General features: G+C 44.4%; 8 protein-coding genes, 1 rRNA gene and 1 pseudogene. 7 read left to right on the top strand and 3 right to left on the bottom strand.

Annotation, left to right across the window (positions count from 1 at the left end; all coding sequences use genetic code 11):
* Positions 1-285: 285 nt before the first annotated feature.
* Positions 286-1884 carry a bifunctional metallophosphatase/5'-nucleotidase gene (locus BLV90_RS15600; protein ID WP_425433909.1) on the bottom strand — a complete coding sequence of 533 codons (1599 nt, stop codon included), beginning with the start codon at positions 1882-1884 and terminating at the stop codon, positions 286-288.
* A 149-nt stretch (positions 1885-2033) separates the two neighbouring features.
* Here BLV90_RS15600 and BLV90_RS15595 point away from each other — a divergent pair, with 149 nt between their 5' ends.
* Complete coding sequence (locus BLV90_RS15595) at positions 2034-2954, top strand: phosphate/phosphite/phosphonate ABC transporter substrate-binding protein (protein ID WP_091743016.1); 921 nt, start codon at positions 2034-2036, stop codon at positions 2952-2954.
* Positions 2955-3046: 92 nt separating this feature from the next.
* Positions 3047-3547: pseudogene (locus tag BLV90_RS15590) on the top strand (phosphonate ABC transporter ATP-binding protein); the annotation flags it as partial.
* 151 nt (positions 3548-3698) lie between these two features.
* On the opposite strand, the gene BLV90_RS15585 reads toward BLV90_RS15590, so the two are convergent.
* Complete coding sequence (locus tag BLV90_RS15585; RefSeq protein WP_425433909.1) at positions 3699-5297, bottom strand: bifunctional metallophosphatase/5'-nucleotidase; 1599 nt, start codon at positions 5295-5297, stop codon at positions 3699-3701.
* A 149-nt stretch (positions 5298-5446) separates the two neighbouring features.
* Here BLV90_RS15585 and BLV90_RS15580 point away from each other — a divergent pair, with 149 nt between their 5' ends.
* The 5 genes from BLV90_RS15580 to BLV90_RS15560 all read left to right on the top strand — a co-directional run bounded on the left by BLV90_RS15580 (position 5447) and on the right by BLV90_RS15560 (position 11900).
* The gene (locus tag BLV90_RS15580) at positions 5447-6367 is read left to right on the top strand and encodes a phosphate/phosphite/phosphonate ABC transporter substrate-binding protein (RefSeq protein ID WP_091743016.1); all 921 of its coding nucleotides are present in this window, start codon (positions 5447-5449) and stop codon (positions 6365-6367) included.
* A gap of 92 nt (positions 6368-6459) precedes the next feature.
* Positions 6460-7233, top strand: coding sequence for a phosphonate ABC transporter ATP-binding protein (gene phnC / locus BLV90_RS15575; RefSeq protein WP_091743014.1), 774 nt, complete (start codon positions 6460-6462; stop codon positions 7231-7233).
* Positions 7230-8006, top strand: coding sequence for a phosphonate ABC transporter, permease protein PhnE (phnE, locus tag BLV90_RS15570; RefSeq protein ID WP_091743012.1), 777 nt, complete (start codon positions 7230-7232; stop codon positions 8004-8006). The genes phnC and phnE (BLV90_RS15570) overlap by 4 nt, the downstream gene beginning before the upstream one ends.
* Before the next feature lie 2 nt (positions 8007-8008).
* Positions 8009-8812, top strand: coding sequence for a phosphonate ABC transporter, permease protein PhnE (phnE, locus tag BLV90_RS15565; RefSeq protein ID WP_091743017.1), 804 nt, complete (start codon positions 8009-8011; stop codon positions 8810-8812).
* 250 nt (positions 8813-9062) lie between these two features.
* Positions 9063-11900 carry a penicillin acylase family protein gene (locus tag BLV90_RS15560; RefSeq protein WP_177168121.1) on the top strand — a complete coding sequence of 946 codons (2838 nt, stop codon included), beginning with the start codon at positions 9063-9065 and terminating at the stop codon, positions 11898-11900.
* Positions 11901-12090: 190 nt separating this feature from the next.
* Here the strand turns inward: BLV90_RS15560 and BLV90_RS15555 are convergent.
* Positions 12091-12143: ribosomal RNA gene (locus BLV90_RS15555) — 16S ribosomal RNA — on the bottom strand; the annotation flags it as partial.

Raw genomic sequence — 12143 nt, 5'->3', positions numbered from 1 at the left:
TGTTCGCCCCGTCCTTCTTCGGCTCCTGGCGCCAAGGCATCCACCGTGTGCCCTTACTAACTTCTCCTTCATTCACTCCGGTGAAATCTCCATACATAATGAAGATTGCTTGGCTTACTCCATATCCGGTTTTCAAGGTGCATCTCTTGCACATCACCTTACGGCGACAAAAAATAATATACCATGGATCTATAACTTGATCAACCCCTTTTTTAAATAAAATGAGCGAAGCTTTTAAAGCTGCGCCCACTTCGTTTTCAAGACATTATCTTTTTTATTAGTGTCTTACACGGGCTTTCCATCTACTAGCACAGCCCAGTTGTTATCCACTTTAGCCCTTACAACTTTCTTCTTTAGAATGTAATCAAGAATGAGTTCAGAGACTTCTGTAGGGATATCTCGGACAATAGGGCGATCAGAGAACATCTCATAACCGCCTCCGCCACTTGCACGATAGTTATTCATAACGACTTCATATTCTCCACCCATCGCAAGTTCCTCTCCTTTATAAGTGAGATGTACGACACGCTGGCCAGGAGGAAGAGAGATATCTAAGCGATAGTCAATACCAGTCCACATATCATAGTTGTAATGGACTGGCTTGGGGAAGAGAAACTTAGGGTTGACGATGGGTGCTCCGTATTCATCCTGTCGGAAATAGTCGGCTGTCCTTTCCAAGGCATCCTTAATGTCTTGTCCAGTCAAGCGAAGGACCCGAAGGGTATTGGGATAGATATAGTTTGCCACTACATCACGCACAGTAACATCGCTCCCTAAGCCAGGAGCATGATTGTCAAAGAGGGCTGTATTGGAGATGGGTGCCCCAGAAGCCTCCATTTGTACATTATTGAAGAATTGAATCAGTGGATTCGCCCTGAGACGAGTCTCCATAGGATCGGTTACCCGCATATCTCCTTCAATCTTTCCGATAGGGCGATCAAGCCACTCCTGCACCGCTTCCTCATAGGGGCGTACGAAGGAGAGTACTTCTTGATCCGCATCGCTCTCTTCAATAGAGAGGAGCTCTGGATGTTTCGCAATGACTTGCCACCTATCCGTCTCCTTTTCAAAACGAACCGTTACTTTACCTAGGTGGGTTCCTTGACTTCCTGGCTGAATAACCGCTGTACCGTTAGGACCGATCCCTGCAATTAAACGATGTTGGTGTCCAGTCAACAATACATCGATTTGAGGTACCTCAGCACACAATTGCCACCCTTGATTCTCCCCTGTGAGAGATTCTATCGGCTCACCTGTCTCCAAATCCCGCTCAAACCCTCCATGGTAAGAAACTACTACTAGATCCACTTGTTGCTCTTCTTTGAGGAATTTAACCCATCGCTTAGCTGTCTCCACAGCATCGACAAATTTCATTCCTTCAATATGAGCAGGATTTTCCCATCGTGGAATAAAGATCGTGGTCAAACCAAGAATCCCTACACGGATGTCTCCTACATCCTTCACCATCCAAGGAGTACCAAAAATAGGTTCTCCAGATTGTTTATCGAGGATATTAGCAGATAGCCAAGGAAACTCGGAATCTTGCACCACCTGTTCCAATACTTCAGGGCCATAATTAAACTCATGATTACCAAGAATAGCTGCGTCAACCTGAAGCTGATTTAACATTTTAACCATCGGATTCATACGATCACGACCAAAACGTGCGCTGTGATAAGCAAGCGGCGTTCCTTGAATTAGATCCCCATTGTCAATCCAGATTAAACCCTCACTTTTTTCTCTCTCTTTACCTATTAAAGTAGCAACCCTCGCTAAACCCACTTGATATTCTTGATTGTTGGCATAATGAATCGGCAATACATTGCCGTGCACATCACTTGTCTCAAGAATCGATATTTCACGATATTTTTTCGCCACAGTCAAATCGCACCGCACCTTTCTACAGAGCTTATTCTACCAGCCCACTCCTTCACTTAGAAAATTATATCAGATCTTCATATCTAGTATTACGGTTGTATGGTATATTGTAAAATGGTAGTACTCTTAGAACAATTTATCTGGGGGGAAATGTCATGTTAAAACGCTTTATCGCCACTAGCGCAACGGTAGCACTTGTGGCAGGCCTACTCGCAGGCTGTGGTTCTGATGCAGGTAAAGCAGGGGCTTATAAGCCGAAGGAACTAAAGGTGCAGTTTGTACCATCACAAGCCGCTGACACCTTAGAGGCGAAAGCAAAACCGTTGGAAAAACTTCTTAAGAAGGAACTTGGCATTCCTGTAAAGGTAAGCGTTTCCACAGACTACAACACGATCATCGAAGCAATGGCTTCTAAGCAAGTAGATGTCGGTTTCCTACCGCCTAGCGCCTATGTAATGGCCCATGATAAGAAAAAGGCTGCTAACGTTTTACTCCAATCACAACGCTTTGGTGTAAACCCTAAAAACGGTAAACCTACCGACAAGCTTGTAGATAGCTATGAAGCATATATCATCACTAAAAAAGACTCTAAAATCAAAACTTTAAAAGATCTGAAAGGTAAGAAAATGGCCTGGCAGGACGTTGCTTCTTCTGCTGGCTATGTATGGCCTGCTGTTGAGATGAAAAAAGCGGGCATCGACCCACAAAAGGATGTTACTGGCGTTACCATGAAGGGACATGATCGTGCCCTTATCGCTGTACTTAATGGTGAAGTAGATGCAGCTGCTGTTTTTGGAGATGCTCGTAATATTGTAGCGAAGGACTACAAAGATGTATTCTCCAAGACCAAAGTCATTCACCGTACAAAGCCTATCCCTAACGATACCATCAGCGTACGCTCTGACATCGACAAGAAATGGGCAGAAAAAATCAAACAGGCATTTATAAAAATCGGTAAAAATAAAGAAGGCCATAAAATCATCAAAGAAATCTATACGCACGAAGGCTATATTCCCTCGAGCGATAAGAACTTCGGCGCCGTTCGCGACTACGAAAAAGCCGTCGGCCAGTACTGAGACCTTTTCGTTAAGTCTCAAGAGATCGTTCGAGGATTATCCATGGAACGATCTCTTTTTCTTTTTGAATCCGTAAAGAGTAGGTGAAAGCTATGATTGAGATACAAAATGTATCCAAAGTGTATCCTAACGGAACAATCGGGCTAAAGAATATTAACCTTTCCTTTGAGAAGGGAGAATTTATCGTCATCGTTGGCCGCTCTGGTGCAGGAAAATCCACTCTTCTCCGCTCGATCAACCGCCTTCACGAAATTAGTGAAGGGGACATCCAGATCGACAATCGCTCGATCACTTCCGCAAAAGGGCAACAACTACGTTCGATCCGCCGTGATGTGGGCATGATCTTCCAGAATTTCAACCTTGTTCGTCGCTCTACAGTAATGCGCAACGTTCTCTCTGGGCGTGTTGGATATCACTCCACATTACGTACCGTACTTAACCTATTTCCGAAGGAAGATCAACAATTAGCCTATAATGCTTTGCAACGTGTAGGCATCACTGAAAAAGCATGGACCCGTGCAGATCAACTCTCTGGAGGACAGCAACAACGCGTTTCCATAGCTCGCGCTTTGGCCCAGGAAGCCAAAATTATTAAGGTGCATCTCTTGCACATCACCTTACGGCGACAAAAAATAATATACCATGGATCTATAACTTGATCAACCCCTTTTTTAAATAAAATGAGCGAAGCTTTTAAAGCTGCGCCCACTTCGTTTTCAAGACATTATCTTTTTTATTAGTGTCTTACACGGGCTTTCCATCTACTAGCACAGCCCAGTTGTTATCCACTTTAGCCCTTACAACTTTCTTCTTTAGAATGTAATCAAGAATGAGTTCAGAGACTTCTGTAGGGATATCTCGGACAATAGGGCGATCAGAGAACATCTCATAACCGCCTCCGCCACTTGCACGATAGTTATTCATAACGACTTCATATTCTCCACCCATCGCAAGTTCCTCTCCTTTATAAGTGAGATGTACGACACGCTGGCCAGGAGGAAGAGAGATATCTAAGCGATAGTCAATACCAGTCCACATATCATAGTTGTAATGGACTGGCTTGGGGAAGAGAAACTTAGGGTTGACGATGGGTGCTCCGTATTCATCCTGTCGGAAATAGTCGGCTGTCCTTTCCAAGGCATCCTTAATGTCTTGTCCAGTCAAGCGAAGGACCCGAAGGGTATTGGGATAGATATAGTTTGCCACTACATCACGCACAGTAACATCGCTCCCTAAGCCAGGAGCATGATTGTCAAAGAGGGCTGTATTGGAGATGGGTGCCCCAGAAGCCTCCATTTGTACATTATTGAAGAATTGAATCAGTGGATTCGCCCTGAGACGAGTCTCCATAGGATCGGTTACCCGCATATCTCCTTCAATCTTTCCGATAGGGCGATCAAGCCACTCCTGCACCGCTTCCTCATAGGGGCGTACGAAGGAGAGTACTTCTTGATCCGCATCGCTCTCTTCAATAGAGAGGAGCTCTGGATGTTTCGCAATGACTTGCCACCTATCCGTCTCCTTTTCAAAACGAACCGTTACTTTACCTAGGTGGGTTCCTTGACTTCCTGGCTGAATAACCGCTGTACCGTTAGGACCGATCCCTGCAATTAAACGATGTTGGTGTCCAGTCAACAATACATCGATTTGAGGTACCTCAGCACACAATTGCCACCCTTGATTCTCCCCTGTGAGAGATTCTATCGGCTCACCTGTCTCCAAATCCCGCTCAAACCCTCCATGGTAAGAAACTACTACTAGATCCACTTGTTGCTCTTCTTTGAGGAATTTAACCCATCGCTTAGCTGTCTCCACAGCATCGACAAATTTCATTCCTTCAATATGAGCAGGATTTTCCCATCGTGGAATAAAGATCGTGGTCAAACCAAGAATCCCTACACGGATGTCTCCTACATCCTTCACCATCCAAGGAGTACCAAAAATAGGTTCTCCAGATTGTTTATCGAGGATATTAGCAGATAGCCAAGGAAACTCGGAATCTTGCACCACCTGTTCCAATACTTCAGGGCCATAATTAAACTCATGATTACCAAGAATAGCTGCGTCAACCTGAAGCTGATTTAACATTTTAACCATCGGATTCATACGATCACGACCAAAACGTGCGCTGTGATAAGCAAGCGGCGTTCCTTGAATTAGATCCCCATTGTCAATCCAGATTAAACCCTCACTTTTTTCTCTCTCTTTACCTATTAAAGTAGCAACCCTCGCTAAACCCACTTGATATTCTTGATTGTTGGCATAATGAATCGGCAATACATTGCCGTGCACATCACTTGTCTCAAGAATCGATATTTCACGATATTTTTTCGCCACAGTCAAATCGCACCGCACCTTTCTACAGAGCTTATTCTACCAGCCCACTCCTTCACTTAGAAAATTATATCAGATCTTCATATCTAGTATTACGGTTGTATGGTATATTGTAAAATGGTAGTACTCTTAGAACAATTTATCTGGGGGGAAATGTCATGTTAAAACGCTTTATCGCCACTAGCGCAACGGTAGCACTTGTGGCAGGCCTACTCGCAGGCTGTGGTTCTGATGCAGGTAAAGCAGGGGCTTATAAGCCGAAGGAACTAAAGGTGCAGTTTGTACCATCACAAGCCGCTGACACCTTAGAGGCGAAAGCAAAACCGTTGGAAAAACTTCTTAAGAAGGAACTTGGCATTCCTGTAAAGGTAAGCGTTTCCACAGACTACAACACGATCATCGAAGCAATGGCTTCTAAGCAAGTAGATGTCGGTTTCCTACCGCCTAGCGCCTATGTAATGGCCCATGATAAGAAAAAGGCTGCTAACGTTTTACTCCAATCACAACGCTTTGGTGTAAACCCTAAAAACGGTAAACCTACCGACAAGCTTGTAGATAGCTATGAAGCATATATCATCACTAAAAAAGACTCTAAAATCAAAACTTTAAAAGATCTGAAAGGTAAGAAAATGGCCTGGCAGGACGTTGCTTCTTCTGCTGGCTATGTATGGCCTGCTGTTGAGATGAAAAAAGCGGGCATCGACCCACAAAAGGATGTTACTGGCGTTACCATGAAGGGACATGATCGTGCCCTTATCGCTGTACTTAATGGTGAAGTAGATGCAGCTGCTGTTTTTGGAGATGCTCGTAATATTGTAGCGAAGGACTACAAAGATGTATTCTCCAAGACCAAAGTCATTCACCGTACAAAGCCTATCCCTAACGATACCATCAGCGTACGCTCTGACATCGACAAGAAATGGGCAGAAAAAATCAAACAGGCATTTATAAAAATCGGTAAAAATAAAGAAGGCCATAAAATCATCAAAGAAATCTATACGCACGAAGGCTATATTCCCTCGAGCGATAAGAACTTCGGCGCCGTTCGCGACTACGAAAAAGCCGTCGGCCAGTACTGAGACCTTTTCGTTAAGTCTCAAGAGATCGTTCGAGGATTATCCATGGAACGATCTCTTTTTCTTTTTGAATCCGTAAAGAGTAGGTGAAAGCTATGATTGAGATACAAAATGTATCCAAAGTGTATCCTAACGGAACAATCGGGCTAAAGAATATTAACCTTTCCTTTGAGAAGGGAGAATTTATCGTCATCGTTGGCCGCTCTGGTGCAGGAAAATCCACTCTTCTCCGCTCGATCAACCGCCTTCACGAAATTAGTGAAGGGGACATCCAGATCGACAATCGCTCGATCACTTCCGCAAAAGGGCAACAACTACGTTCGATCCGCCGTGATGTGGGCATGATCTTCCAGAATTTCAACCTTGTTCGTCGCTCTACAGTAATGCGCAACGTTCTCTCTGGGCGTGTTGGATATCACTCCACATTACGTACCGTACTTAACCTATTTCCGAAGGAAGATCAACAATTAGCCTATAATGCTTTGCAACGTGTAGGCATCACTGAAAAAGCATGGACCCGTGCAGATCAACTCTCTGGAGGACAGCAACAACGCGTTTCCATAGCTCGCGCTTTGGCCCAGGAAGCCAAAATTATTTTGGCTGATGAACCTGTTGCATCCCTTGATCCAATGACAACTCGTCAAGTTATGAACGATCTAAAGCGGATCAACCAAGAGTTAGGGATAACCATGGTGGTTAACCTTCACTTTATCGATCTTGCCCGGGAATATGCCACTCGTATCATAGGGCTTCGCGCTGGGGAGCTTGTCTATGATGGTCCCGTAGAAGAAGCGACTGATGATGTATTCTCCAATATCTACGGTCGTGAAATCAAGGACGACGAACTCCTAGGAGAGACTGCCGGATGAGCACCGATAACAACCGTCCCATAAAACGGACAAAAACGGGGCTAACGATCTTATTGTTAGCATTACTTTGTTGGGGAAGTGCAATCCGTACAGATGCTTCCTTAACCACATTGATCAATGGATTGCCTCAAATGGGGGATCTTTTGATTGAAATGGTTCCACCTGATATCCAGTATTTTTCTGATATCATAAAACCAATGCTGGATACGATCCGAATGGCGCTCATTGGTGCAACACTAGGTGCATTACTTGCTTTTCCTTGTGCCTTATTTTCTGCAAACAATCTATTTCCAAAATTCATAACTATCCCTACTCGTTTCGTACTCAACCTCCTACGGACGATTCCCGATCTGCTATTGGCTGCCATTTTCGTTGCCATCTTTGGAATTGGCCTCATTCCTGGCATCTTTGCACTGACATTATTTTCGTTTGGAATTATCGCTAAGCTCACTTATGAATCGATGGAAGCCATCGATAATGGACCACTCGAAGCGATGACTGCAGTAGGGGCCAATAAAACCCAGTGGATCACTTATGGTGTAATTCCACAAATTGCGGCTCCCTTTGCTGCCTATTTCCTTTATTCCTTTGAAATCAACGTTCGAGCTGCAGCGATTCTGGGTCTTGTAGGTGCAGGTGGTGTTGGTATCATGTTCGACCATACATTGAAACTTCTCCAATATGCACAGACCTCAATGCTCATTCTTCTCACCCTGATCGTCGTGGTTCTGATTGATTTCATTACTACCAAGGTACGGGAGCAATTGCTATGAATATGAATATTGAAACCCAAACCTCGTTGCCAACTCCCCCGAAAAAGAAACGTTTAAAGGGCATAATCATCTTTGCTGTAGTGATTGCGATCTATGTCTGGGCCTTCTCCGGTGTCCCAGTTGCTGAGATTCGGGACACTGCTGGTATAAAGTCGATCTTCTCTGGTCTATTCCACCCAGATTGGGACTATGTATATCTGCCTGATGGAGAAGACCTGCTACGCGGCTTATTAGATACCTTATCCATCGCAGTGTTAGGTACGTTTATCTCTGCTGTACTCTGTATTCCCTTTGCTTTTTGGGCATCCAATAGCATGAACCGCTTTCGTCCAGTAGCTGGCACCGGAAAGTTCTCCCTCAGTTTCATTCGAACCTTCCCTGAGCTTGTCTTGGCCCTTCTCTTCATTAAAGCGGTAGGACCTGGATCATTTGCTGGCGTGTTAGCTCTTGGAATACACTCGATTGGTATGCTTGGAAAGCTATACTCCGAAGCGATCGAGACAATTGATTTAGGCCCTACTGAGGCACTCACTGCATCAGGAGCCTCTCGCTTCCAAGTGCTCTGGTTTGCCGTGATCCCCCAAGTAATTCCAGCCTTCATCTCTTTTGCACTCTATCGCTTTGAGATTAATATCCGCGCTGCCTCGATCCTTGGAATGATTGGTGCAGGTGGTATTGGGACTCCATTGATTTTCGCCCTAAACGCGCGCGATTGGGATCGAGTAGGAATTATCCTTTTCGGAATCATTATCATGGTAACACTAATCGATTCAATCTCAGGAGCGATCCGAAAACGTATTGTATAACCTTTAAAAAGCATCAAAAACGTCGGGAAATCCCGGCGTTTTTTTGTGTTCTGAATTACTAGTATCTACCTACCCTATAAAATCAACTCAATCGATCTTTAAACACGTTATTTAACACACGTATTTCTACTTAAAGATAATGATAGCAATCTCTTGAAATTTATCCCTTATTTTAGGTTGTCATATCTTTGAAGAAGGTGCTATAATGCGATTGAATATTCGAAATAAATATACAGTGAGGTGGGACACTATGCTTTTGGTATCAGGAATCATTGTGGGGGTATATGCTTTCTTGTTACTAGGGCTCTGGCTGATTCAAGGGCATCCTAGGAAGATTAAATGGATCTATCCTCTTTCTATCCTACTGACTATCACACTTTCTCTCTCCATGCTTTTCACTTCTGTACAAGCGATCCCCAGTAAAGCCCAGGAGACAGGGGATCAAGGTTTTTATAATATTCTCCCTCCTGGCCAACAAGGATTGATGAATCCTATAGACTTTATCGGTGCTAAGCTCTTTAAAAAATACCCGAAGCATTATAATGATCAGTCAACCATGTATGATTCCCTTGGCAAGCGATCCCCCGATATCACAGATAAGGATTTACCCACCTACTACAAGGACGCTTCACTTGGCGCTCCTGTAAACCCCGAGAAAACCTATTCCCCGACCCAAGACCTTACCATCAAACGTGATAATTATGGCGTTCCCCATATCGAAGGAAAAACGCGTGAGGCTACCTTTTATGGAATCGGTTACGCCTCGGCTGAAGATCGTTTATTTTTGATGGACTTGCTTCGCCACCTGGGACGAGCCCAGTTAAGCGAATTTGCGGGAGATACGGAGCAAAATAAGGCACTTGATGCGGAGCAACTAAAAAACTCTCCTTATAAAGAGGAGGATCTAACGAAACAAGTGCAGGAGATTTGCGCTAAAGGGGAAGAAGGAAAGCAAATCTGTGAAGATATGAACAACTATGCCGCCGGGATCAATGACTACATTTCCAAGGCAAAATTAAATTGGTCTCTTCTTCCGGTGGAATACTTAGGATTGTTTAAACTACCCCAGGAGTGGAAAGCAGAAGACTCTGTAGTGATCACCAGTTTTGTAGGAGGTATGTTTGGTAAGGGGGGCGGGGGAGAGGTTGAAAGCGGAAACTTTCTCGCCAAGTTACAAAATCAATTTGGCGAAAGTGAAGGGAAGAAGATCTGGAAGGACTTCCATAGTTCCAATGATAGTGAAGCACCCGTCACAACTAACCGCTCCTTCCCCTACAACAATCACCCATCACCCGATCAAAAATCATCCGCGGTCCTTGACTCATCTACAGCAAACAAGACCATCGCTCAACTAAAAAAACCGAAGATGGTAGCCGATGGCCCCTTTGGTCCAATTAATCTTCAAGCACCTCAGAGTATGAGTAATGCGATGTTGGTCGGTGGTAAACATACCCAGGCAGGTAAACCTATCGCTGTATTTGGTCCCCAGACTGGCTATTTTAACCCACAACTCCTTGTAGAGATGGATGTGAATGGCCCAGGTATGCAGGCTCGTGGGGTTGGTTTTGCAGGGTCCAACCTGTATATGCAGATGGGTAGGGGAAAGGATTTTTCTTGGTCAGCCACCTCTTCTCAAGCGGACAATACCGATCAATGGATTCTTCAACTATGTGAACCCGATGGGAAAGAACCCACACTACAATCGGATCACTATCTATACAAAGGGCAATGCAAACCCATGGAAAGCTTCACACACAATCAATCCCTTCAGACAATCAAGAAAAAACAACCCAAGGATATTAAAGCGATGTTAAAGAAATGGAAGCACACAACACCACAAAAAGCATTCAAAAAAATGCAAACATCTACAAAGTCCAAAATTGGCACTCGTTCCACCACGATACAACGAAGTGTATACGGTCCCGTAATTGCTCGGGGAACAGTAAAAAATAAGCCCGTCGCCATCAGCCAACAACGTTCTACCTACCTCAATGAACTCGGTAGTACCTCTGGTTTTAAAAAGTTAAATGACCCCGAGTATATGAAAGGTGGCGCCAAGGCTTTTTCTAAGGCAATAGACAGTATTGATTACACCTTCAACTGGTTTTACATCAATAAGAACGACATCGCGTATAAACACTCAGGACTTCTGCCCATCCGTGATCCCCGGACCAACCCTGATCTACCTAGTTGGGGAACTGGAGAATACGACTGGACAGGTAAGTTCCTCTCCCCAAACAAACAACCCCAGGATATCAATCCAGCTAACGGATACATTATCAGTTGGAACAATAAACAAGCGCCAAACTTCCGTGCCAGTGACAACAACTACAACTATGGCTCGGTCTATCGCTCCCTCCTCTTAGAAAAGGGGTTAAAAAAAGCGCTTGCTAAGAATAAAAAGTTAACGCGTGCAGATGCTGTTAATATCACAATGGATGCAGGGACAACAGATTTCAAAGCGCAAGAAATCTACCCCTATGTCCTCAAGATTCTCGGCAACAAAGCACCTGATGGCAATCCCCAATTACAAGCGATACGTGATCGATTAGCTTCCTGGGTAACAAATGGAGGCCATCGCCGAGATATCGCGCCACAGGATGGCAAATACGATGATGCCACAGCGATTGCTATCGGAGATGCTTTCTTCGCCAACTTGGTAAACGAAGTATTTGCTCCTTTAAAGGGAATTCAAGCACCGCTAGTAGCAACGGGTGAATCCGATGCTAAGATCGACGATTCTCCTACCCACCGTCTTGGTTCTTCCTTTCAAATCGGATACTACCCCTTCTTACACAAGGATTTGCGTCAGGTACTAAAGGAGAACGTAAAGGATCCCTGGCATAGGACCTATTGTGGAAATGGGGATCTAACTACCTGTCGCACTTCCCTTTGGAAAGCACTTTCCGACACATCCAATCAACTAACCAATCAATATGGCTCTCCCGCTCTGGACAACTGGGTATATGACCTCAATCAAGATACCATTCAACAAAGCACACTCGGGGCCATCGATCTACCCAATATGACATGGATGAATCGCCCTACCTTTCAACAAGTTGTCCAGGTAGGAGTCCCTAGCCCCTAGCTCTTTCACCACACAAAAACAATCGACTTACACTCACTATCTCCATAAAGTACCGTTCAATTAATAAATCATAATAAAAAACACCCTACTCCAGTTGGAGTAGGGTGTTCACATTCCCTGAAAACTAAAGAGCGAATTTCTGAACCCTGTTCGGTTCGTTCGTTATTTGTATCCAACGGATACTCCATAGAAAGGAGGTGATCCATCCCCACCTTCCGGTAGGGATACCTTGTTACGACTTCA

The sequence above is a fragment of the Marininema mesophilum genome (assembly GCF_900106775.1).
In the GTDB taxonomy this organism is placed as follows: domain Bacteria; phylum Bacillota; class Bacilli; order Thermoactinomycetales; family DSM-45169; genus Marininema; species Marininema mesophilum.
This window is presented reverse-complemented; position numbering and strand designations above follow the sequence as displayed.